Genomic DNA, 21,896 nt, shown 5'->3' on the forward strand with positions numbered 1-21,896 from the left:
CCAGCCATGACATGAAACGTCCGGCAGAGCCTGTCGGTTCCGTCGGGGGCAGATGCCCGAGTCTGCCGGCCCTCAGTGCTCCGCCTTGCCCGAAACCTTCAGCGCGAAGGCATATTCGAGCGCGATTTCCTCCAGCCGCTGGAAGCGCCCGGACGCGCCGCCATGGCCGGCATCCATATTGGTGCGCAGCAGGATCGGGTTTTCGGCTGTGGTAAAGTCGCGCAGCCGCGCCACCCACTTTGCCGGTTCCCAATAGGTCACCCGCGGATCGGTCAGACCTGCAAGCGCCAGAATGGCGGGGTAGGGCTTTGCGGCCACATTGTCGTAGGGGCTGTAGCTGGCGATGTAGTCGTAGGCGGCTTCGGAGGCGATCGGGTTGCCCCATTCCGGCCATTCGGGCGGCGTCAGCGGCAGCGTGTCGTCCAGCATGGTGGTGAGCACGTCGACAAAGGGTACGGCGGCGATGATGCCGGAGAATTTTTCCGGCGCCATGTTGGCGACCGCGCCCATCAGCATGCCGCCGGCCGAACCGCCCTCGGCGACGATCTTGCCGTAGGACGTGAAGTTCTCCGCCACCAGCGCGTCGGCGGCCGCGACGAAATCGGAGAAGGTGTTCTTCTTCGAAAACATCTTGCCGTTTTCATACCAGGCAAAGCCTTTGTCCTTGCCGCCGCGAATATGGGCAATGGCATAGACGAAGCTGCGGTCGACCAGCGACAGGCAATTGGTGGAGAAGGACGCCGGAATGGAGATGCCGTAGGCGCCGTAGCCGTAAAGCAGGCAGGGGGCGGAGCCGTCGAGCGGCGTATCCTTGCGGTAGACGAGGCTGACCGGCACCAGTTCGCCGTCTGCCGCCTTCGCCTGAATGCGGCGGGTCACGTAATCGTCCGGATTGTGGCCGGAGGGCACTTCCTGGGTCTTCAAGAGTGTGCGTTCGCGCGTCGCCATATTGTAGTCGAAGAGCTGGCTCGGCGTGGTCATCGAGGAATAGGAAAAGCGGATGGTGTCCGTCTCGTACTCCTGCGCGCCCTGAAGACCGAGCGCATAGGCTTCCTCGTCAAAGGCGATGGCGTGTTCCTCGCCGCTCTTCCGATCGCGGATGACGATGCGCGGCAGGCCGCCGAGGCGTTCGAGCCGTACCAGATGGTCCTTGAACGCCATATGGGAGAGGATCAGCCGGCCTTCCTGATGCGGCACGATCTCTTTCCAGTTCTCCTTGGCCGGAGCGGAAACGGGCGCTTCAACGATCTTGAAATCCTTGGCGCCGCCGTCATTGGTCAGGATGAAGAACACGTCGCCGCCCTCGGTGACGTCATACTCCACCATCGTCTCGCGCTTTGCGACCATCTGCGGCGCGGCATCCAGCGCGTTGGTCGGGATGATGTGGACTTCCGAGGTCTGGTGGTCATGGACATCGATGAAAATGAAATCATCGAGCAAGGACCCGCCGATGCCGACGAAAAAGCCCGGATCGGCCTCCTCATAGACAAGCCGGTCCTCGCTTTGCGCCGTGCCGACGACATGGTGATAGACCTTGGAGGGGCGGTGGTTCTCATCCACTTCCGTGTAGAAGAAGCTCCTGCCGTCCGGCGCCCAGACACCGCTGCCGCCGGTGTTCTCGATCACGTCTTCAAGATCTTTGCCGCCGGCAAGGTCGCGCACCTTGATGGTGTAGAATTCCGATCCCTTGTCGTCAAAGCTCCACAGCGCGCGAGTGTGGTCGGTGGTGTGGAAGAAGCCGCCGAGATCGAAATAGGCCTTGCCTTCGCCCTCCCGGTCGCCGTCCAGAAGAACCGCGCGCAGGTCCGGATCATGCAAGTCGCCGTCGCGCGGGATACGGAAGAAATAGGGCTGCTCTCCGCCCGTGCGGTAGGCCGTGCCATAGGCGTAGGCGCCATCCTTCATCGGCACGGAGCTGTCGTCTTCCTTGATGCGCCCGCGCATTTCCGCAAACAGCGTCTTCTGAAACGCTTCCGTGTCGGCCATGGCGGCTTTCATATAGGCGTTTTCAGCCTCCAGATGCGCGCGGATATCGGCCTCGAGAATGGAGGGGTCCTTGAACATCGCCTGCCAGTTTGCAGCGCGCAGCCAGGCATAGTCGTCGGTGCGGGTCTTGCCGTGGCGGGTGTCGGTCACGGGCTTGGCTTTGGCTTTCGGCGGGGCGGGGAGGTTCTTGAACGCGGTCACGATGGCGGGCCTTGTTGTTGTCAGGTCGCCGGAACATAAGTCTGCCGCCACGCGACATCAAGCAGATGGCCGAAGACTTGCTTCCGGCGGCCGGATTGTGCATATGAAGAGTAATAGTGTTACATGTCAGTCGGGAGAGTAAATGTGTTCAGGACTGTTCTCGTGGCCGCATTCGTGGTTATGGCAGGCTCTCAGGCCCTGGCGCTCAACAAGCGCATCGCCGCTGAACTTGAGCGCCTCGAGCCCGAAGAGGAGCTGGAGCAGCGCTGCGACGTCGAGGCGCTTTCACGCATCGATGCCGCCCGCGACGACATGACGCCGGACAAGGTGATCGCCTATACTTTCGCGACGCCCGAGGTGAAGGGGCACACGATCGATGCCGACGGCGCCGTCTTTCGCTCTCACGAACACTGGTATCACCTGCGCTATCATTGCGTAACCGATGCCAGTGCGCTGAACGTCACGGCCTTCAGCTTCGAGATCGGCACGGAAATTCCGCGCTCCGAATGGGAACGGAACTATCTCTACCCATGAGAACAAGCGGCCGGCGGGGTCATTCCGCGCGGCCGCGTTCAAGGCTCAGTCGAAGGTGACGGCCTTCAGCTTGTCGATCTTCAGCGCCTGCAGCGCGAGCTTTTCGTAAAACGGTTCGCTGACGCCGGTCCTCACCTTGCGCAGGAAGTATTTCTCGAAACCGACCTTCGCCGCATGCACCCAGCGGCCTTCCGAGGCCCAGTTGACGTTGCGCGGCGGTATTTGCGGCTGGGCCACGAAGGCGACGCCCCCATCGCCGAAATCGGCCAGGCAGACGGCGTTCCAAGTGGCCTGGACATTGGGTTTTTCGCCTGCGATCAGCCGGGCGATATTGCCGACAGTGGCGGTCGCCATCGACTCGATCATGAAGCCGGTCTTCGGCACGCCAACGGGAACGGCGGTCTTGCCTGTCGGCGCAATCGCGACGCAGACGCCAATGGCGAAGATGTTTTGAAAGGTCGGATTCTGCTGGTGCTTGTCGATGACAACGAAGCCGCGCGGATTGGTCAGCCCCTCGATGCCGCGAATGGCCGACACGCCGCGGAAGGCCGGAAGCATCATCTTGAACGTCGCCGGCAGTTCGTGTCGTTCCTTGACCGCGCCGTCCTCTCCGATCTCTTCGGCCACAACGCTCTCCTGCGTCATGTGGTCGACGCGGGCGTTGGTGATCCACTTGATGTGACGGTCGCGCAGTTCGCTTTCCATCAGGCCCTTGGTGTCGCCGACGCCGTCGAGGCCGAGATGGCCGATATAGGGTTCGGGCGTGACGAAGGTCATCGGCACCCGGTCGCGCACCCTGGCATCGCGCAGCGCCTTGTCGAGGATGAAGGCGAATTCATAGGCCGGACCGAAGCACGATGCGCCCTGAACGGCGCCGATGACGACCGGTCCCGGGTTTTCGACAAGCGCGTCAAAGGCGGACTTTGCCTTTCCCGCATGGCCGGTCTCGCACACTGACTGTGAAAAGCCCGTGCCGGGGCCGAATCCCTCGATCTCGTCAAAGGCAAGTTCCGGGCCGGTGGCGATGACCAGGTAGTCGTAATCGACCATGCTGCCGTCGGTCAGTTCGACCCGGTTTTCCGCCGCATGGAGTTTCGCAGCGCCCTCGGGCCTCAGCGTGATGTTGCGTTTGGCGAAAACCGGCGCCAGGTCGACCTGGACGTCCTCCTCGGTGCGCCAGCCGACAGCCACCCAGGGGTTTGACGGAACGAACGAATAGACGGATCCCTTGTTGATGACGGTGACCGAATGTTCGCGGCCGAGCTTCTCGCGCAATTCATAGGCGACGATGGTGCCTCCAAGGCCTGCGCCCAATACTACGATATGTGCCATGTTTTCCTCCCTTAAAGATCAGGTCCGGCGAAGCGGAAACGGGCCCGGCCCGGACCTCCGGTCACCGCCGCTCCCGGTCAGTGCCAATTGACTTATAGATATGTATTTCTATGAAGATACGCAATAGCGTATATTTCAATCGCGCCGTTCGATGATTTGCGCTATAAAACTAACAATCATCAAATCTGAAATTGACCTTGATCAATGCGGAAGGCGACCGGCGGCGCGACTGTCGGGTCAACAGCCAGTAGACCCGGGTCGCCAGTCATGCTCTTGAAAGGCGAGTACCCTCTCAATCACGGGGGGAACCGGGAAAGGAGGAAACAATGTTCAAGAAAATCATCGTACCGGTCGACATTTCCGTGCTCGACAGGGGACTCGACATTCTGACCAAGGCCAGCGAATTGCTGGATCCCGCCGGCGAGATCGTTCTGCTCCACGTGGTCGAGGAAATCCCGTCCTATCTGGCGATCGATGTGCCGGTGGATCTGATGGACAGCGCCGTTGACGATGCGCGCGACAAGCTGCAGGAACTGAGGTCCCGCGCCAAGGTGGATGCCGAGATCGAGTTGCGCACCGGCCCGCCGGCGCGTGAAATCCTGGCTTCGGCCAAGGCCCACAAGGCAGACCTCATTCTGGTGGCCTCCCATCGGCCCGATTTCTCGAACTATCTCATCGGCTCGACGGCCGACCGCGTGGTTCGCCACGCCGCCTGCTCCGTTCTCGTTCGCCGCTGACGTTTGAGAACGCCCGACGGCAACAAGGGAGGAAAACATGGACGCGATGCGCTACAAGGCCCTGTTGGAGGGGCGCAAGGCCGAGATACTGACCCGGCTTCAGAAGATCGATACCGACCTCGGCCGGTCCCGCAACCCGGACAGTCAGGACCGGGCGATGGAAGCCGAAAACGACGAGGTGCTCGAGGAGTTCGGCCATGTCGGCTCGGACGAGATCAAGGCGATCGATGCTGCATTGCAGCGCGTTGCGGACGGCACGTTCGGCGTCTGCGTGAAATGCGGCGACGCGATTGCCGAGGAAAGGCTGGACGCCGTGCCCTACACGCCTTTCTGCAAAACCTGCGCGGCCGATCTTCACTGAAGCCTGGCGCAGCACCGGATGAAGACCGGCGGAAGGTTGCATTGCAATGCGGCCTTTCGCCGGTCGCATTTTGGCGTTAGGCTTGCAGCAAACGGGTTCGCCGGGACCTGTTCCCCATCCTCGTTTGTTGATGATGAAACGCCGGAGACGATTTTCCGAATGAAGCAGTTCGCGCGCCGCGGCAGCCCCTACGACCTTGCCGAACTGATTGCCGACGGCATCGTCCATGGCGTCGGCGTGGTGATGGCGCTTGTCGGCGCCACGGTGCTGATCTTCTACGCCGCGGTGTGGACGAGCGCGGCCCAGATCGCCGCCGCCGCCGTCTATTCCGCCGGGCTGGTGCTGACGCTGTCGATCTCGTTTTCCTATAATCTCTGGCCGCCGAAGGCCGGTCGCACCAAGGCAATCTGGAAACGGCTCGACCACAGCTCGATCTTCATCCTGATCGCCGCGACCTATACGCCCTTTCTTCAGCGCGGCATGGGCGATCCGCTGATCATGGCGCTGTTCGTCGGAGTCTGGATCATTGCCGCGCTCGGCATCGCGCTGAAGGTGTTCTTCCCGGGCCGCTATGACCGTCTGGCGATCCTGCTCTACCTCGCCATGGGCTGGAGCGGGGTCCTCGTCGCGCGACCGCTTTTCCCGCTGCTGCCGCTAGCCACCAGCATACTGATCGTCGTCGGCGGCGTGATCTATTCCGCCGGGGTGCTGTTTCATGTGTGGGAGAAGCTCAGGTTCCAGAACGCGATCTGGCACGGATTTGTCGTTGCCGCCGCCGCCGTGCATTATGCGGCGGTACTGACCTGTTTCAGCCTTGCAGGCTGACGCCGGCAGACGGCGGAACTCAAGCGACCGGTCGCGGCTTTGGCAAAGAGGCCGGCGAAAAGCATCGGGGAGAGAGACATGCATATTGTGAAAGCTCTGGCGGCGACGGCTCTGTTGTCCGCATCGCCCGCTCTGGCGGATGAGGAAGTGGTTTATTCCAACGATCTCGTGACTGAGTGCGTGAGCCTTGCCGGGACCGAGGCCGAAATGCGGGCCTGCGCGGGCGTCTCCGCCGAGGCCTGCCAGAATGCCTCGGACTACGGGTCGACCACGATCGGCCTGCAGGAATGCGCGGCGCTTGAAACCAAATTCTGGGATGAATGGCTGAACCGGACCTATCGCGAACTGCTCGCCCGCGCCAAGGCGGCCGATGCAGAGGCCGAGAACGATCCGCGCGCCAATGGCGAACTCGCCGAAAGTCTTCGCGACATGCAACGGATCTGGATCAATTTTCGCGATGCAACTTGTGAGTACGAGGCCAACCAGTATCAGGGCGGCACGATCGCCGGACCGGTCTATGCCGGCTGCCTGTTGCGAATGACCGCGGATCAGGCGATCTATCTGGACAATTCCTGGCCGACCTATTGAGCGAGGCTGCAATCTTGCCCGCTCGCGTGAAGGAACGCCGGCAATAGCGCTTTCCGGCCACGGAGTGTCAGGTTTTGCCGATCAACGTATAATTGTCGTATGATCCTGATGAAATCGGAACAGATGGATCAGGAGGATTTGATGCGCCTGCCGACCTTTCTTGCCTTTTCGACGCTGCTCATTGTGCCTGTCGCCGCCCATGCCGACGAGATCATCTATTCCGATGCGGCGACCGCGCAATGCCTTGCCAAGGCCAGTTCGGTGGATGCGGGAGAAAAATGCATCGGCCTTTCGACGGCAAAATGCATCAACGCCAACGATTTCGGCCAGACCTCCGCCGGCATGGTGCGTTGCACGGCGAGCGAGACGGCCTTCTGGGACAAGCAGCTGAACGCCACCTACGAGAAGGTCATGAAACAGGCGAAAAAGCTCGACGAAGCGGTCTCCGGTTCGTCGATCGCCGAGGCGCTGCTCGCCATGGAACGCGACTGGATAAAATACCGCGATGCGCGATGCGCCTTCGTCGAGAGCCAGTCCCAGGGCGGGACGATGGGCAAGACGCTTGCCGCCGGCTGCAGGCAGCAGACCACCGCCGATCAGGCGCTCTTCCTCAAATATGCGATGATCGCCGAATAGCGCTTTCGGGCCGCAGGGGTCTCTGGTATCGGTGTTCCAATCGGAAAACGCCTCTTCCCGGGATCCTCTGAGCCATGCTGATACGCAACGCGCGGGAGGCCGATCTGCCGGCCATCCTCGAAATCTACAATGATGCCGTTCTCAATTCCACGGCGATCTGGAACGATATCCTCGTCGATCTGGATAACCGCAAGGCCTGGCTCGAAGCGCGTGCGGCGCGCGGCTTTCCGGTCCTGGCGGCCGAGCGTGACGGCGCGGTGATCGGCTATGCAAGCTATGGCGACTGGCGACCGTTTGACGGCTATCGCCATACGGTCGAGCATTCGGTCTATGTGCACAGGGATTGCCGCGGCGGCGGGGCAGGGCGCAGGCTCATGGAAGCGCTGCTCGACCATGCGCGCGAAAATGGTGTACATGCCATGATCGCCGCGATCGAGGGCGAGAACATCACCTCGATCGCGCTGCATGAACGCCTCGGCTTTTTCCACGTCGGACGCTATCCGGAAGTCGGGACAAAATTCGGCCGCTGGCTCGATCTGGTGACGATGCAGTACAGGTTTGGTGACTGATCAGATCGGACCGAGGGTCCGCTGAACCGCATTCTTCCAGCCCTTGTAGAGTTTCTCGCGGGTTGCCGCTTCCATGGCCGGCTTGAACTGGCGATCGACGGCCCAGGCTGAAGCGAATTCCTTCAGGCCGGGATAGAGGCCGGCGCGGCTTCCCGCAAGCCAGGCCGCGCCCAGCGCCGTGGTTTCGACGACCTGCGGCCGGTCGACCGGCACGCCCAGAATGTCGGCGAGGAACTGCATGGTCCAGTCATTGGCGCTCATGCCGCCATCGACCCTGAGGATATTCGCCGAATCATGGCTTCCCCAGTCGCCATGCATGGCCTCCAGCAGGTCGCGCGTCTGGTAGCCGACGCTTTGAAGCGCGGCGCGGGCAAATTCCGCCGGGCCGGAATTGCGGGTGAGCCCGTAGATCGCGCCGCGGCATTCGGCATCCCAGTAGGGCGCGCCGAGACCGGTAAAGGCAGGCACCATGTAAAGCGTCTGTTCGCGGTCGGCGCTGTTTGCCAGCGCGTCGGTCTCGCGGGCGTGGCGGATCACCTTCAGCCCGTCGCGCAACCATTGCACGACGGCGCCGGCGATGAAGATCGAGCCCTCAAGCGCGTAGGTCGGCTTGCCGTCCATCTGGTAGGCGATGGTGGAAAGCATCCGGCTTTCGCTTTTTACGAACTTGTCGCCAGTGTTGAGAAGCGCGAAACAGCCCGTGCCATAGGTCGACTTGATCATGCCCGGCTCGAAACAGGCCTGGCCGACGGTTGCCGCCTGCTGGTCGCCGGCGACGCCGAAAATCGGAATCTCTCGGCCGAACAGGTCATCGCGCGTCATGCCGAAATCGGCGGCGCAATCCTTTACTTCAGGCAGAAGCGACATCGGGATATCGAGCAGCGCGCAGATGTCCTCGTCCCACTTTCCCTCGCGGATATTGTATAGCATGGTGCGGGCGGCATTGGTGGCGTCGGTGACGTGGGACTTGCCGTCGGTCAGCCGCCAGATAAGATAGGTGTCGACCGTGCCGAAAGCGAGCCGTCCCTTTTTCGCCAGCGTCCTTGCGCCTTCCACATTGTCGAGCATCCATGCGATTTTGGTCGCCGAAAAATAGGGATCGAGGATGAGGCCGGTAGCGGAGGTGATGAAAGCCTCGTGGCCCTCTTCGCGCAGCCTGGCACAGGTATCTGCCGTGCGGCGGTCCTGCCAGACGATCGCCTTGTGGATCGGCCGCCCGGTCTTGCGATCCCAGATCAGCGCGGTCTCGCGCTGGTTGGCGATGCCGATCGCGGCAATGTCGGCGGCATGGATATCGGCGCGCTCGATCGCTTCGCGGCAGGTCGCGGCAACCGTCGACCAGATATCCGCCGGCGCGTGCTCGACAAGGCCCGAGGCCGGGTAATACTGCCGGAACTCCTCCTGCGCCGAGGCCACCAATTTCATGTTCGCGTCGAAAATGATCGCGCGGCTCGATGTCGTGCCCTGGTCGATCGCCAGAATGTGGCTCATGCCCTTCTCCTCCCCGTTCGAAGTCTATCGTGCCTGCTGCGCGACAAGCCAGTCATCGAGCGCCGCGATCTCTTCCCCGCTCATGCGCAAGCCGAATTTCGTGCGCCGGAAAACGATATCCTCGGCCCGGCGCGCGAATTCGTTCTCCACGAGCCAGCGCACCTCTGCCTCATAGAGTCCGGCGCCGAAGGCCTGCCCGAGGTCCTCGGGGCCGGAGGCATGGCCGAGCATCTTCCAGCAATCGGTGCCATAGGTGCGGATGAGGCGCAACGCCTGCGCCTCGCTCAAAAACGGATAATCCTCGCGAAGGCGGCTGGGAAGCGCGGCTGCGTCGCTCACCGGAAAATCTCCGCCGGGCAGCGTCGCGCCCGCCGTCCAGTCCTCGCCGGCCTGTGGAAAGAATGGGGATAACTTGTGGAGAGCGGCCTCGGCAAGCTTGCGGTGGGTGGTGATCTTGCCGCCGAAAACGCTGAGAAGCGGCGCGCCTTCCTTGCGCAGCGAAAGCACGTAGTCGCGGGTCGCCGCCGTTGCCGAGGAGGCGCCGTCGTCATAGAGCGGGCGCACGCCGGAATAGGTCCAGACGACGTCTTCGCGGGTGACCGGCTTTTCGAAATATTCAGACGCAAAGCGGCAGAGATAATCCGCTTCCTCATCGGTGCATTTCGCCGAGGATGCCGGGCCCTGATGGTCCTTGTCGGTGGTGCCGATCAGGGTGTAATCCTGCTCATAGGGAATGGCGAAGATGATGCGCCCGTCGCTGCCCTGGAAGAAATAGCAGCGGTCGTGGTCGTAGAGCTTCTTCGTCACGATATGGCTGCCGCGCACGAGGCGAACCTTCTCTGACGTGTTGATGCCAAGCGCGCCAGCGATGATATCGGCGACCCAGGGACCGCCGGCATTGACCAGCGCGCGGGCAAGGACCGGCTGAAGCGGACCGTGTTCGTCCTCGAGTTCGATTTTCCACAGGCGGTCACCGCCGGCAGGGGCATCCACCTGTTCTGCCCGCGTGACCTTTGTCCTGACCATGACATTGACGCCGCGCTCGGCCGCGTCGCGGGCCATCAGGCTCACGAGGCGCGCATCCTGCACCCAGCAATCCGAATATTCGAATGCGCGCCGATATTCGCTTTTGAGTGCTTTTCCGGCGGAATCATTCGTCAGATCGACGCTTTTGGTGGCGGGCAGGATCTTGCGGCCGCCGAGATGGTCGTAGAGAAACAGGCCGAGCCTGATCAGCCACCAGGGGCGCAGGCCCTTGTGGTGCGGCAGCACGAAGCGCATCGGCCAGGAGATATGCGGCATCGCCTTCAAAAGCACCTCGCGCTCGATCAGCGCCTCGCGCACCAGCCGGAACTCGTAATATTCCAGATAACGCAGCCCGCCGTGAAACAGCTTGGTCGAGGCGGAAGAGGTCGCCGAGGCGAGATCATGCATTTCTGCGAGCGCCACGGAAAGACCGCGGCCGGCCGCATCGCGGGCAATACCGACGCCGTTGACGCCGCCGCCGATGACGAAAATGTCCACCGGCTCGGCTGGATTTTCGGCGCGTGGCATCGCGATAGCTCCCGTCTGCTCTTGATATTTAGCAAGGCAGAATGCGCGCAAATCTTCGGAATGTCAAATTATATGATCGCAAATGTTCGTTTTGCCTGATCTCATTCCGCAGCCTGCGCGGCTCTGTGGCCGGACACTGCCGCTCCCGCATCCGCTCTCAGGCGCATCAGCGGAAAGACCGAGATGAGCGAGAGAATCGCGACGACGGCGAAGGCGATGTGGAAATGGGCGACCGTCAACTCGCCGCCGGTGAAATGGCCGGCAAGCTCGAGGATCACGGCGGCGAAGGCAACGCCGAGGGCGAAACTCGCCTGCTGGAACATTGAGCTTATCGCCGTTGCCTGGCTCGCCTGGCTGTTTTCGATATCGGCATAGGCAAGCGCGTTGACGCCTGTGAAGAAGAAGGAGCGGAACAGGCCCGAGCAGAACAGGATTGCCAGAATGACGAGATGCGGCGTCGTCGCCTCGAAGAAGGCGAAGGTGACGGTCAGCACCGCTGCGCCCAGCGATGCGGTGATCAGCACGGTGCGGAAGCCGAAGGCGGAAAATACCTTCGGCGCGACGAATTTGGTCAGAAGCGCGCCGGCCGCGCCGATAAAGGTGATCATGCCGGATTCGAACGGGTTGAGGCCGAAACCGAGCTGCAACATCAGCGGCATCAGGAAGGGGAAGGCGCCCGTCGCCATGCGGAAGAACGTCGCCGCAGACGTGGCAACGGCGAAGCTCGCATTGGAAAACAGTGACAGGTTGAGAAGCGGCTTTTCGACCCGACGCGCGTGACGGATATACCAGAATCCCGACAGGAAGCCGATCGCGGTGGTGATGAAGCCGGTCGCCGGCGGCAGGGCCGGCAGGCTGATCACCGACAGGCCGAAGACGATGCCGGAGGCGGCAAGCGCTACCAGGAAAAAGCCCTTCCAGTCGAGGTTCGACGGCGGTTCATCCTCGATCAGCGGCAGGAAGATGCCGGCCATGATCAGGCCGACAATGCCGATCGGAACGTTGATGAGAAATATCCAGTGCCATGAGAAATAGGTGGTGAGGAAGCCGCCGAGCGGCGGTCCCGCCATCGGGCCCAGAAGCGCCGGGATGGTCAGCAACGCCATGGCGCGCACCAGTTCGGAGCGGTTTGTCGTCCTCAGGATCACCAGGCGTCCGACCGGCGTCATCATCGCCCCGCCCATGCCCTGCAGGAAGCGCGAGGCCACGAACTCGATCAGATTGCTCGAGATCGCGCAGAACACGGAGCCGATCAAAAAAACGATGATCGCCGCGCGAAAAACGCGTTTGGCCCCGAAACGGTCGGCCGTCCAGCCGGAAACGGGAATGAAGATCGCAAGCGCCACCATATAGGTGGTCAGCGCCAGCTTCAGCGTGATCGGACCGACGTTCAGATCGGCGGCAATGGCCGGCAGCGCTGTCGAGATGACGGTCGAATCCATCTGCTCCATGAAGAGCGCAACGGCCATGATCAGCGGAACGATCGGGTTCATCTCTCGGCAACTCGGAAAATGTGACAAGAGCAGACGTTCTATCTGGCGCTCGCGCAAAAGCCAATGGCCCAAGCCCTTTTCCCGCTCACGCAAATGTGACGCTTCAGTCAGGGCAAATACATGCATCCGACTTGAAACCGACGCATCCTCCCCAAGGTCAGAGGTGTTGAATTTTCATTCCAGGAGGACGATTGATGACTGAGAATACTGGTATCAACCGCCGTCGTCTGATGGCCGGCGCGGGACTGGCCGCCATCGCCACGCCCTTCGTGACCGGTGCGGCAAGCGCCCAGTCGCAGAGCACGGAAGGCGACCGCATGAAGATGGTCGATGCGCCGCCGAGCGACAGTTTTGATCTCGGCGACTTCAAGCTGCTCGTCGTCGAGGACGGCACGAGGCTGATGGAAAATCCGGGCGAGACCTTCGGTACCGGGCAGGACCCGGAGACCGTTGCCGCCCTGCTTGAGGAGAATTTCCTGCCGCCGGACAAGCTGATCAACGGGTTTGCGCCGGTGCTTGTCGATACCGGTAATGAGACCGTGCTGTTCGACACCGGCATGGGGCCTGCGGGCCGCTCCTGGGGCGCTGGGCGTTTGCGGGAGGGGCTGATTGCCAATGGCTACCAGCCGGAGGACATCGACATCGTCGTCATCACCCACATGCATGGCGATCATATCAACGGGCTGATGGAAGAGGACGGCCCGGCTTTTCCGAATGCGCGCTATGTCTTCGGCGAGAAGGAATATGCCTTCTGGAGCGATGATGCGCGCATGGGCACGCCCGCCGAAGGCGGCCACCAGAGCGTGAAGAAGCTCGTCACGCCGCTTGTCGATCAGGCGACCTTCATCGGCGGCGGCGATGAAGTCGTGCCCGGCATCACGGCAATGGACGCCTTCGGCCACACGCCCGGCCATCTGATCTTCATGCTCAGTTCGGGCGACGAGAGGCTGCTGCTGACGGCCGACACCGCGAATCAGTACGTGCTTTCTCTGCAGCGCCCGGACTGGCATGTGCGCTTCGACATGGACAAGGAGATGGCTGCCGCGACCCGCAGGCAGGTCTTCGACATGGTGGCCGCCGAGCGGATTCCTTTCCTCGGCTATCACATGCCGTTCCCTGCCGTCGGCTATGTGGAAAAGGTCGGAGACGGCTACAAATTCATGCCGAAGACGTACCAGTTCAAGGTCTGAAAACACGCGGCGCAATTGCGCCGCCTTCACAATCCGCCCGATCCGGAATGCGCATTTCGGATTGGGTATTTCCAACGCGTCATCTTCGTGTTACGAGCACTCGCCAACTTCCAGACTTATCTGCAAGGGACCGGACGGAACGCACCGCCCGGCCATTTCGTATTTGAAAAAGGAAATTGGCCATGGCTCAGATTATTCAGGCCGCTACCGGCATGCAGGCGCTCACCTTTGATGATGTGCTGCTGCAGCCGGGTCATTCAGAGGTGATGCCCGGACAGGTCGATGTTTCGACCACGATCGCCCGCGACATCAATCTCAACCTGCCCATCCTCTCCTCCGCGATGGATACGGTTACCGAGGCCCGGCTTGCAATCGCCATGGCACAGGCCGGCGGCATCGGCGTCATCCACCGCAACCTCACCCCGCACGAGCAGGCCGAACAGGTTCGCCAGGTGAAGAAATTCGAAAGCGGCATGGTGGTCAACCCGGTCACCATCGGCCCGGACGCGACTCTGGCCGAAGCGCTGGCGCTGATGAAGGCACATCACATATCCGGCATTCCGGTGGTCGAGCAGGGCACCAGCGATGGCCACACCTCCGGCCGCCTCGTCGGCATTCTGACCAACCGCGACGTCCGCTTTGCCTCCAACCCCGAGCAGCGCATCTACGAGCTGATGACGCGGGAGAACCTGATCACGGTTCGTGAAACCGTCGACCAGCAGGAAGCCAAGAGGCTTCTCCATCACCATCGCATCGAAAAGCTGCTCGTCGTCGATGATCGCGGTCATTGCGTCGGCCTCATCACCGTCAAGGACATCGAGAAATCGCAGCTCAATCCCAACGCTTCCAAGGACGCGCAGGGCCGGCTTCGCGCCGCCGCCGCCATCTCCGTCGGCGATAACGGTTTCCAGCGCGCCGAGATGCTGGTCGATGCCGGCGTCGACCTGATCGTCATCGACACCGCCCATGGCCATTCGCAGAAGGTGCTGGATGCGGTCGGCCGGGTGAAGACGCTGTCGAATTCGGTGCGCATCATGGCCGGCAATGTCGCCACCACCGACGGCACCAAGGCGCTGATCGATGCGGGCGCGGACGCGGTCAAGGTCGGCATCGGTCCGGGCTCGATCTGCACCACGCGCATTGTCGCGGGCGTCGGGGTGCCGCAGCTTGCAGCCGTGATGGCCGCTGCCGAGGCAGCCCGCGATGCCGGCATTCCGGTGATCGCGGACGGCGGCATCAAGTTCTCCGGCGACATGGCCAAGGCGATCGCCGCCGGCGCGTCCGCCGTCATGGTCGGCTCGCTTCTCGCCGGCACGGATGAAAGCCCGGGCGAGGTCTTCCTTTATCAGGGCCGGTCCTTCAAGGCCTATCGCGGCATGGGCTCCGTCGGCGCCATGGCGCGCGGCTCTGCGGACCGCTATTTCCAGGCGGAAGTGCGCGACACGCTGAAACTGGTGCCCGAGGGCATTGAAGGCCAGGTGCCCTACAAGGGCCCGACCGGCGGCGTCCTGCACCAGCTCGCGGGCGGTCTGCGCGCCGCCATGGGCTATGTCGGCGGCAAGGATATCGTCGATTTCCAGGAAAAGGCGACTTTCGTGCAAATCTCCAATGCGGGGCTGCGCGAAAGCCACGCCCATGACGTCACCATTACCCGCGAAAGCCCGAACTATCCGGGCGGCGCCGCATGAGCATGACAGGAAGACAGGTTTGCTGGGGCATTCTCGGCCCCGGCGCCATCGCCAACAACTTCGCCGTCGGCCTGTCGCAGACGCCCTCGGCGAAACTCCTGGCTGCCGGCGGACGCACGCCGAACCGATTGGCGGCATTCGGCGAACGCCATGGCGTGGAACGGCTCTACGGCTCCTATGAGGAACTCGTCGCCGATCCCGATCTCGACGTCATCTATGTCGCCACCCCGCATTCCTTCCATCTGGCGCACGGGCTTCTGGCGATCGAGGCCGGCAAGGGACTCATGGTGGAAAAGCCTGCGGGTCTTGGCGCAAGCGATGTCGAAACGCTGGTCGAGGCCGCGCGCAAGGCCGATGTCTTTTTCATGGAGGCCTACAAGTGCCGGAGCCATCCGCAGACCGCCCGGCTTGTTGAACTGGTGCGCGATGGCGTGATCGGAAAGCTCACCCATATCGAGGCGAAGAACGGCGGGTTCAGGGAGCGGGATCCGTCTTCGCGGCTCTTCGATCCCGCCCTCGGCGGCGGCGGCATTCTCGATATCGGCTGCTATCCGGTGACGACCGTGCGCCTGATCGCCGGGGCGGCGAAGGGCCTGCCCTATGCCGAGCCGGTGACCCTTGAGGCATCCGGCGAGATCGGACCGACCGGCGTTGACGAGATCGCCGATGCCGAGCTTGATTTCGGCGACGGGCTGACGGCAAGCATCGCCTGCGCGCTGCGCCGGGAGATGGAGGACACGCTGGTGCTCACCGGCACCAGAGGCACGATCCGCCTTCCCGTTCCCTGGCGTCCTGGCCGCAATGCCGGTCCTTCCGACGCGAAAATCGTGATCGAGACGGAGGACGGGACGCGCGAGGAATGGCTGCGCGATCCGCGCCAGCTCTTCGCCTTCGAGGCGGAAGCGGCGACGAACGCCATTCTCGCCGGGCTGAAGACGGCGCCATGGCCGGCACTGAGCGGCGAGGAAAGCATCCTCAATGCGAGGGTGATCGATCGCTGGCGCGAAGGCGTGGGGCTGCCGGTGCTGAAGAGCGCCCGTTGAAGCAGGCAATGCGCCGCCGCAGTCGTCTCTTTGCGGCGGCGTAAAACTCAGCTCTGGCTTTGCGACTGGCTCTGGCTGGCGACGGATAGCTTGACCGCAAGGCTTTCCCTGCCGCCGCCGATCGTCATGCCGGAAACGGGCGCGGCATCCCTGTAATCCAGGCCTGAGGCAACCCGCACATAGCGCTCGTCCGGGCAGACCTTGTTTGCGGCGTCGAAGCCGACCCAGCCGAGGCCTTCCAGATAGCACTCCGCCCAGGCGTGGCTTGCCGTCTGGTTTTCCAGATCGGGCATATAGAGATAGCCGGAGACATAGCGCGCCGGCACCTTCATCTTGCGGGCTGAGGCAATCACGATATGGGCATAGTCCTGGCAGACGCCGGATTTGGCCTCCAGCGCCTCGCCGGCCGTAGTCGCGACGCTGGTCGTGCCGGGCTTGAAGGTCATGGTCTTGTGCAGCCGCTCCATCAGGTTATGAAGCTTGGCCAGGTCCGAGTCGCCCTCGAGCTTTTCGACGAGCTTCTCAATCGGCTTGTCGGCGGTTGTCAGCGGCGTCTGCCGCAGGAACAGCCAGAGCGGGATGTCCGGCGAGGCCGGGCCGAAAATGCCGTCCGTGTCGCGGGTTTCCACCGTCCCCGAGGCGATCAGGCGAACGCTCGGATGTTCCCCCTCGACGGAGACGAGCCGGACATGGTTCTCGTACTGGTCGGTATAGGCGACCTCGTTCTTGGCGCCCTCGATGGTCACCGCCCAGTCGCGGATTGTCTGGCCGGCCGAATCGACCGGCGTCAGCCGCAGCCGCTGCAGCGAGAACTGAACCGGGGTCTCGTAACTGTATTCAGTCACATGGTTGATGTTCAAAAGCATCGCGTTTGTCCCTTCACGCCTTTCCGCACCCTCATGCGTAGAAGCGATACCCCTCGCTGATTTGCTGGCTGAGCTTGTTGTTGCGGCTGACGAAGTCCTCGAGGAACTGGTGCAGGCCGTTGTCCATGATCGTCTTGATCTTCTGGCTGCGAAGTGTGCTGCGGATGGCATGCGCGGTGTCGTGCGCCTCCAGCCGCTCGCCGTAATCGGCGGCGAGATAGTCCAGATTGAGCACGATCTTCTCGTAGGAATAGGCGAGCGAGCGCGGCAATTGCACGTCGAGGATCAGAAATTCGGCAATCTGGCTCGGGCGGTACTCGCCGTTATGCACCCAGCCATAGGCCCGGTGGGCCGAGACCGAACGCAGGATCGATTCCCACTGCAGATTGTCGAGCGAGGTGCCGACATGGTGGACTGACGGCAGCAGCACGTAATATTTCACGTCGAGAATGCGGCTGGTATTGTCCGCGCGCTCGATGAACGTGCCGATATGGGCGAAGTTGTAGATCTCGTTGCGCAGCATCGAGCCGTGGAAGGTGCCGCGGATCAGCGCCGTCTTGTGCTTGACCAAGTCGATCGCCTTGGGCAGGTCGGCCGGCCTCAGCTTGGCCGAAAGCAGGCTCCGGCTTTCGATCCAGCATTCATTGGTGGCTTCCCATGTCTCGCGCGTCAGCGCGGTGCGCACCAGGCGGGCATTGTTGCGGCCCGCGTCGATGCACGAGACGACGCTCGAAGGGTTGCGGCGGTCACGCAACAGGAAGTCGATGGCATTGTCGGCCGTCAGCTTGCTGTGCACCTCGAAATAGGCTTCCTGGACGCCGGCGCTCTGCAGGATGCCGTCCCAGTCATCCGCGCCGTTGGAGCGCGTCAGCGCCACGCGCTGGCCGGCGTCGATCAGGCGGGCGATGTTCTCGGCGCGCTCGAAATAGCGGAACATCCAGAACAGGCCGTTTGCGGTTTTTCCAAGCATCATCAGTCCTCCAGCACCCATGTATCCTTGGTTCCGCCGCCCTGGCTGGAATTGACCACCAGGGAGCCTTCCTTCAATGCGACGCGGGTGAGCCCGCCGGGCATGATCCGCACGCGGTCCGACACCAGCACATAGGGCCTCAAATCGACATGGCGCGGGGCGATGCCTTTCTTGACGAGGATCGGGACGGTGGAGAGCGAAAGCGTCGGCTGGGCGATGTAGTTCGCGGGCCTTGCGCGAAGCTTGGCGGTGAAGTCTTCCAGCTCCTTCTTGCTCGCCGCCGGACCGACCAGCATGCCGTAGCCGCCGGAGCCATGCACTTCCTTGACCACGAGGTTCGCAATATTGTCGAGCACATAGGCGAGGCTTTCCGGCTCCGAGCAGCGCCATGTCGGCACATTTTCCAGAAGCGGCTTCTGGCCGGTGTAGAATTCGACGATTTCCGGCATGTAGGAATAGATCGCCTTGTCATCGGCAATGCCGGTGCCCGGCGCGTTGGCGATGGTGACATGGCCGGCGCGGTAAACATCCATTATGCCCGGAATGCCGAGCGCGGAGTCCGGGCGGAAGGTGAGGGGATCGAGGAAGTCGTCGTCGACGCGGCGATAGATGACGTCCAGCGCCTCGTAGCCGCGCGTGGTGCGCATCTTCACCTTGCCGTCGATGACGCGCAGATCCTGGCCCTCGACCAGTTCCACGCCCATCATGTCGGCGAGGAAGGAATGCTCGTAATAGGCGGAGTTGTAGATGCCGGGCGTCAGTACGCCGACGCGCGGCCGGGTGCCGGAGAAGCCGGGAGGCGCAAGCGTCGCAAGGCTCTGGCGCAGAAGCTGGGGGTAGTCCTCCACGCGGCGCACCCGGTTCTTGTAGAACAGCTCGGGAAACATCTGCATCATGGTTTCCCGGTTTTCCAGCATGTAGGAAACGCCCGACGGCGTGCGGGCATTGTCCTCCAGCACGTAGAACTGGTCCTCGCCGGTGCGCACGATATCGGTGCCGACAATGTGGGTATAGACGCCGCCGGGCGGCTCGAAGCCGATCATCTGCGGCAGGAAGGCGTCATTCTCCTCGATCAGACGGCGCGGCAGGCGACCGGCCTTGATGATCTCCTGCTTGTGGTAGATGTCCTTGAGAAAGGCGTTCAGCGCGATGACGCGCTGTTCGATGCCGGCTGCCAGCTTGCGCCATTCCCGGCCGGAAATGATGCGCGGCACGATGTCGAAGGGGATCAGCTTTTCCGAACTGTCGGCATGGCCGTAAACAGCGAAGGTGATGCCCGTCTTGCGGAAAATGTTTTCCGCATCGCGCGATTTCGCAATCAGGGATGCGGGGTTCTGCTGACTGTACCAGTCATAGTAGTCCTTGTAAGGGTCGCGCGGCTGGTTGTCCGCGGTCATCATTTCATCGAATGGCAAAGCGTTCATCCCCCGATTGTTATTATCGCATATCAATACAACATCTGAAGTAATGCAAGGACCATGCCTTCCTGCGGAAGGCGGCATTTGCATGGTCCAATACAACCAACGCGCTGAAATTCGGGCAGTTCCCCTCAAAATGCGCCGAATAAATGGGCAGGCGGCTCGTCGCGCTTGCGCATCTTCGGCGCGAGCGCTGCAGAGGCGCGTGCTCGGGCAAGACAGAGACGTCAACAGATTTTGATATCGAACCTTTGGCCAGACCCTTCGGCCGACTTGCCGCCGTTGCATTCTGCGCTAGAATCTTTCCTTGAACACGCAGCGGAGTGGATCAGCGCATGCATGCGACGAGACGCGCATTTTCTCTTATGGCGCTAGGGACCTTGCTCTCGGCCTGTTCGAGTAGTCTGTTCGGCGGGTCGCCGTCGGGTTCGACGCCCCCCGGCGCGATTGCCAATGCCGGATGGGACGCCTGGGTGGAGGATTTCAGGACCCGCGCCGAGGCGAAGGGCATTTCGCGGCAGACGCTGAACGCGGCGTTTGCCAACGCGGGCTATACGCCCGACGTCATCGTACAGGACCGGAACCAGACCGAGTTCAACCGCACGCTCGAGGAGTACCTCGCCATCGCCGCCTCCGACGAGCGGGTGGCCAAGGGGCGCGCCAATTATGCCCGCTACCGGAATGTGCTGGAGCAGATCGAGGCGGTCTACGGGGTTGACGGAACCGTGGTCGTCGCCGTCTGGGGGCTGGAGAGCATGTATGGCGAGCGGCGCGGCGATGTGCCGGTCGTCTCGGCGCTGTCGACGCTCGCCTATGAGGGACGCCGCGGCAGTTTCTTCGAAAGCCAGTTGCTGGGGGCTCTGAAAATCCTTCAGAACGGCGATATCAGCCCGCAGCGGATGATCGGAAGCTGGGCCGGCGCCATGGGTCACACCCAGTTCATCCCCACCTCCTATCTCGGCTATGCCGTCGATTTCAACGGCGACGGGCGGCGCGATATCTGGAGCGACGATCCGACCGACGCGCTGGCAAGCACGGCCGCCTATCTCAACCGGTCCGGATGGCGCACGGGCGAGCCCTGGGGCGGGGAGGCAGGCTCTCCGGGGGCATCCGTCGCCGGCGGTCGCCGCATTCAGCCGCACGACGGCGGGCCGGTTTTCGTCGTCGGGCCCAATTTCGATGTCATCAAGCGCTACAACAATTCGACGAGTTACGCGATCGGCGTCGGCCACCTTGCCGACCGCATTGCCGGCGCCGGCCCGATCGCCGGGACGTTCCCGCCGGATCGCTACGGCTTCACCGCCGACCAGCGCAAGGCGCTGCAGGCGGGATTGGAAGCCAGGGGCTATGACGCCGGCACGGTGGACGGCGTTTTCGGCACGCAGACGCGCGCGGCGATCTCGGCCTATCAGCGTGCAAACGGTCTCGCCGTTACGGGCGAGCCGTCAATGGATCTGTTGATGCAGCTTGGCTGACTGAAGCGCCAGACCGCGGCAACAATATCTGAGTTCGCTGCCACTTTCATTCAAACGTCATCATAGGTTCAAAACCCTGTCACTTGCCGAGTGGATGTTCGTTCGCGCATCGAAATCGCAATTCAGTGGCGCTAATGAACATAAGTGATCGTCAAACGAAAATCCTGGCTCTGGTTGAGGCCCATGGGTCGATGACCATCGAGGCGCTGGCGGAGGAGTTCTCCGTTTCGCCGCAGACGATCCGCCGCGACGTCAACATGCTCTGCCGCGCCGACCAGCTGCGTCGCAGCCATGGCGGTGTGGAACGGATGAGCGCCGGTGTCAATCTCTCCTATGACAGCCGTCGCCTGTCGCACCCCGAAGCAAAGCGCCGGATCGGCCAGCTCGTCGCCCAGATGATCCCGAGCCGGGCCTCGGTGATGTTTTCGATCGGCACGACGCCGGAAATGGTGGCGGCCGCCATGGTCGATCATGACGATCTCACGGTGGTCACCAACAATCTGAACGTTGCCATGGCGCTCAGCCCGAACAGCTCCAACCGTATCTTCATTCCCGGCGGCATGATCCGGCTTCCCGACCGCGACCTGATCGGTCAGGAAGTGGAGGCCATGTTCAACGGCTACCGAGCCGATTTCGGCATCTATGGCGTTGCCGGCGTTGAACCCGACGGCGCGCTTGTCGATTTCGACCAGCAGGAGGCGGCCGCGCGCGAAGCGATCCGCATGAGTTGCCGCACCTCGATCCTGGTTGCCGACCGTTCCAAGTTCTCGCGCCCCGCGCCGGCCAAGCGCGGCCGGTTGGGCGATGCCGACATTCTCGTGCTCGACGGGCCGCCGACGCCGGAAATGGCGGCGCTGATCGAGGCAGAAGGCGTCGATCTGCGCTATCCGGAGGGAGATCTGGTATGAGCGGCAACCGGAGCGGCGCTGCCTGCTCCGC

General features: G+C 62.5%; 20 protein-coding genes. 12 read left to right on the forward strand and 8 right to left on the reverse strand.

Annotated elements, in window-relative coordinates; genetic code table 11:
• Positions 1-72: 72 nt before the first annotated feature.
• A complete protein-coding gene (locus JET14_RS04685) occupies positions 73-2,187 on the reverse strand; it encodes a S9 family peptidase (protein WP_200337017.1) in 2,115 nt (704 codons plus the stop codon).
• Between the two features lie 144 nt (positions 2,188-2,331).
• On the opposite strand from JET14_RS04685, the gene JET14_RS04690 reads away from it, so the two are divergent.
• Positions 2,332-2,721, forward strand: a complete 390-nt coding sequence (locus JET14_RS04690) for a DUF930 domain-containing protein (protein WP_024709795.1) — start codon at positions 2,332-2,334, stop codon at positions 2,719-2,721.
• A 45-nt stretch (positions 2,722-2,766) separates the two neighbouring features.
• On the opposite strand, the gene JET14_RS04695 is transcribed toward JET14_RS04690, so the two are convergent.
• A complete protein-coding gene (locus JET14_RS04695; RefSeq protein WP_200337018.1) occupies positions 2,767-4,053 on the reverse strand; it encodes an NAD(P)/FAD-dependent oxidoreductase in 1,287 nt (428 codons plus the stop codon).
• Between the two features lie 326 nt (positions 4,054-4,379).
• On the opposite strand from JET14_RS04695, the gene JET14_RS04700 reads away from it, so the two are divergent.
• The 6 genes from JET14_RS04700 to JET14_RS04725 all read left to right on the forward strand — a co-directional run bounded on the left by JET14_RS04700 (position 4,380) and on the right by JET14_RS04725 (position 7,769).
• Positions 4,380-4,790 (forward strand): universal stress protein, encoded by a 411-nt coding sequence (locus JET14_RS04700; RefSeq protein ID WP_024709793.1) that lies wholly within the window; start codon positions 4,380-4,382, stop codon positions 4,788-4,790.
• A 37-nt stretch (positions 4,791-4,827) separates the two neighbouring features.
• A complete protein-coding gene (locus tag JET14_RS04705; RefSeq protein WP_200337019.1) occupies positions 4,828-5,151 on the forward strand; it encodes a TraR/DksA family transcriptional regulator in 324 nt (107 codons plus the stop codon).
• A 159-nt stretch (positions 5,152-5,310) separates the two neighbouring features.
• Positions 5,311-5,976 carry a PAQR family membrane homeostasis protein TrhA gene (gene trhA, locus JET14_RS04710; protein ID WP_200337020.1) on the forward strand — a complete coding sequence of 222 codons (666 nt, stop codon included), beginning with the start codon at positions 5,311-5,313 and terminating at the stop codon, positions 5,974-5,976.
• 78 nt (positions 5,977-6,054) lie between these two features.
• A complete protein-coding gene (locus JET14_RS04715; RefSeq protein WP_200337021.1) occupies positions 6,055-6,564 on the forward strand; it encodes a lysozyme inhibitor LprI family protein in 510 nt (169 codons plus the stop codon).
• Positions 6,565-6,705: 141 nt separating this feature from the next.
• Positions 6,706-7,200 (forward strand): lysozyme inhibitor LprI family protein, encoded by a 495-nt coding sequence (locus JET14_RS04720; protein ID WP_200337022.1) that lies wholly within the window; start codon positions 6,706-6,708, stop codon positions 7,198-7,200.
• A gap of 74 nt (positions 7,201-7,274) precedes the next feature.
• Entirely contained in the window at positions 7,275-7,769 is a 495-nt protein-coding gene (locus JET14_RS04725; protein WP_200337023.1) for a GNAT family N-acetyltransferase, read from the forward strand.
• Here the strand turns inward: JET14_RS04725 and glpK are convergent, their stop codons facing one another.
• The 3 genes from glpK to JET14_RS04740 all read right to left on the reverse strand — a co-directional run bounded on the left by glpK (position 7,770) and on the right by JET14_RS04740 (position 12,307).
• Positions 7,770-9,260, reverse strand: a complete 1,491-nt coding sequence (gene glpK, locus JET14_RS04730; RefSeq protein ID WP_200337024.1) for a glycerol kinase GlpK — start codon at positions 9,258-9,260, stop codon at positions 7,770-7,772.
• Positions 9,261-9,284: 24 nt separating this feature from the next.
• Entirely contained in the window at positions 9,285-10,814 is a 1,530-nt protein-coding gene (gene glpD / locus JET14_RS04735) for a glycerol-3-phosphate dehydrogenase (protein WP_200337025.1), read from the reverse strand.
• 101 nt (positions 10,815-10,915) lie between these two features.
• A complete protein-coding gene (locus JET14_RS04740; protein ID WP_200337026.1) occupies positions 10,916-12,307 on the reverse strand; it encodes an MFS transporter in 1,392 nt (463 codons plus the stop codon).
• A gap of 194 nt (positions 12,308-12,501) precedes the next feature.
• Between JET14_RS04740 and JET14_RS04745 the strand changes: the two genes are divergently transcribed.
• From JET14_RS04745 to JET14_RS04755, 3 genes are all read left to right on the forward strand, one after another.
• The gene (locus JET14_RS04745) at positions 12,502-13,497 is read left to right on the forward strand and encodes an MBL fold metallo-hydrolase (protein WP_200337027.1); all 996 of its coding nucleotides are present in this window, start codon (positions 12,502-12,504) and stop codon (positions 13,495-13,497) included.
• Positions 13,498-13,679: 182 nt separating this feature from the next.
• On the forward strand, positions 13,680-15,185 hold the full coding sequence (guaB, locus tag JET14_RS04750; protein WP_200337028.1) for an IMP dehydrogenase: 1,506 nt from the start codon (positions 13,680-13,682) through the stop codon (positions 15,183-15,185).
• Complete coding sequence (locus JET14_RS04755) at positions 15,182-16,228, forward strand: Gfo/Idh/MocA family protein (RefSeq protein ID WP_200337029.1); 1,047 nt, start codon at positions 15,182-15,184, stop codon at positions 16,226-16,228. The genes guaB and JET14_RS04755 overlap by 4 nt, the downstream gene beginning before the upstream one ends.
• A 47-nt stretch (positions 16,229-16,275) precedes the next feature.
• Here the strand turns inward: JET14_RS04755 and JET14_RS04760 are convergent, their stop codons facing one another.
• Genes JET14_RS04760 through JET14_RS04770 form a run of 3 tightly spaced genes read right to left on the reverse strand, consistent with a single transcriptional unit; the run spans position 16,276 to position 19,488 of the window.
• The gene (locus tag JET14_RS04760; RefSeq protein WP_200337030.1) at positions 16,276-17,094 is read right to left on the reverse strand and encodes a transglutaminase family protein; all 819 of its coding nucleotides are present in this window, start codon (positions 17,092-17,094) and stop codon (positions 16,276-16,278) included.
• Positions 17,095-17,125: 31 nt separating this feature from the next.
• Positions 17,126-18,064: an alpha-E domain-containing protein gene (locus tag JET14_RS04765; RefSeq protein WP_024709781.1), complete on the reverse strand. Its 939-nt coding sequence runs from the start codon at positions 18,062-18,064 to the stop codon at positions 17,126-17,128.
• Positions 18,065-18,066: 2 nt separating this feature from the next.
• Positions 18,067-19,488: a circularly permuted type 2 ATP-grasp protein gene (locus tag JET14_RS04770; RefSeq protein ID WP_200337031.1), complete on the reverse strand. Its 1,422-nt coding sequence runs from the start codon at positions 19,486-19,488 to the stop codon at positions 18,067-18,069.
• A gap of 329 nt (positions 19,489-19,817) precedes the next feature.
• On the opposite strand from JET14_RS04770, the gene JET14_RS04775 reads away from it, so the two are divergent.
• Together JET14_RS04775 and JET14_RS04780 are read left to right on the forward strand one after the other, a co-directional pair.
• Complete coding sequence (locus tag JET14_RS04775) at positions 19,818-20,957, forward strand: lytic murein transglycosylase (protein ID WP_200337032.1); 1,140 nt, start codon at positions 19,818-19,820, stop codon at positions 20,955-20,957.
• Between the two features lie 134 nt (positions 20,958-21,091).
• Positions 21,092-21,865, forward strand: a complete 774-nt coding sequence (locus JET14_RS04780; RefSeq protein WP_200337033.1) for a DeoR/GlpR family DNA-binding transcription regulator — start codon at positions 21,092-21,094, stop codon at positions 21,863-21,865.
• Positions 21,866-21,896 lie beyond the last annotated feature (31 nt).

Origin of the sequence: Martelella lutilitoris (assembly GCF_016598595.1) — a bacterium.
GTDB classification, from domain to species: Bacteria; Pseudomonadota; Alphaproteobacteria; order Rhizobiales; family Rhizobiaceae; genus Martelella; species Martelella lutilitoris_A.

Excerpts from the sequence above, each read along its gene's own strand:
- JET14_RS04695 (WP_200337018.1), bottom strand. The coding sequence starts at position 4,053 with ATGGCACATATCGTAGTATTGGGCGCAGGCCTTGGAGGCACCATCGTC.
- JET14_RS04700 (WP_024709793.1), top strand. The coding sequence starts at position 4,380 with ATGTTCAAGAAAATCATCGTACCGGTCGACATTTCCGTGCTCGACAGG.
- JET14_RS04705 (WP_200337019.1), top strand. The coding sequence starts at position 4,828 with ATGGACGCGATGCGCTACAAGGCCCTGTTGGAGGGGCGCAAGGCCGAG.
- trhA (WP_200337020.1), top strand. The coding sequence starts at position 5,311 with ATGAAGCAGTTCGCGCGCCGCGGCAGCCCCTACGACCTTGCCGAACTG.
- JET14_RS04715 (WP_200337021.1), top strand. The coding sequence starts at position 6,055 with ATGCATATTGTGAAAGCTCTGGCGGCGACGGCTCTGTTGTCCGCATCG.
- JET14_RS04720 (WP_200337022.1), top strand. The coding sequence starts at position 6,706 with ATGCGCCTGCCGACCTTTCTTGCCTTTTCGACGCTGCTCATTGTGCCT.
- JET14_RS04725 (WP_200337023.1), top strand. The coding sequence starts at position 7,275 with ATGCTGATACGCAACGCGCGGGAGGCCGATCTGCCGGCCATCCTCGAA.
- glpK (WP_200337024.1), bottom strand. The coding sequence starts at position 9,260 with ATGAGCCACATTCTGGCGATCGACCAGGGCACGACATCGAGCCGCGCG.
- glpD (WP_200337025.1), bottom strand. The coding sequence starts at position 10,814 with ATGCCACGCGCCGAAAATCCAGCCGAGCCGGTGGACATTTTCGTCATC.
- JET14_RS04740 (WP_200337026.1), bottom strand. The coding sequence starts at position 12,307 with ATGAACCCGATCGTTCCGCTGATCATGGCCGTTGCGCTCTTCATGGAG.
- JET14_RS04745 (WP_200337027.1), top strand. The coding sequence starts at position 12,502 with ATGACTGAGAATACTGGTATCAACCGCCGTCGTCTGATGGCCGGCGCG.
- guaB (WP_200337028.1), top strand. The coding sequence starts at position 13,680 with ATGGCTCAGATTATTCAGGCCGCTACCGGCATGCAGGCGCTCACCTTT.
- JET14_RS04755 (WP_200337029.1), top strand. The coding sequence starts at position 15,182 with ATGAGCATGACAGGAAGACAGGTTTGCTGGGGCATTCTCGGCCCCGGC.
- JET14_RS04760 (WP_200337030.1), bottom strand. The coding sequence starts at position 17,094 with ATGCTTTTGAACATCAACCATGTGACTGAATACAGTTACGAGACCCCG.
- JET14_RS04765 (WP_024709781.1), bottom strand. The coding sequence starts at position 18,064 with ATGCTTGGAAAAACCGCAAACGGCCTGTTCTGGATGTTCCGCTATTTC.
- JET14_RS04770 (WP_200337031.1), bottom strand. The coding sequence starts at position 19,488 with ATGAACGCTTTGCCATTCGATGAAATGATGACCGCGGACAACCAGCCG.
- JET14_RS04775 (WP_200337032.1), top strand. The coding sequence starts at position 19,818 with ATGCATGCGACGAGACGCGCATTTTCTCTTATGGCGCTAGGGACCTTG.
- JET14_RS04780 (WP_200337033.1), top strand. The coding sequence starts at position 21,092 with ATGAACATAAGTGATCGTCAAACGAAAATCCTGGCTCTGGTTGAGGCC.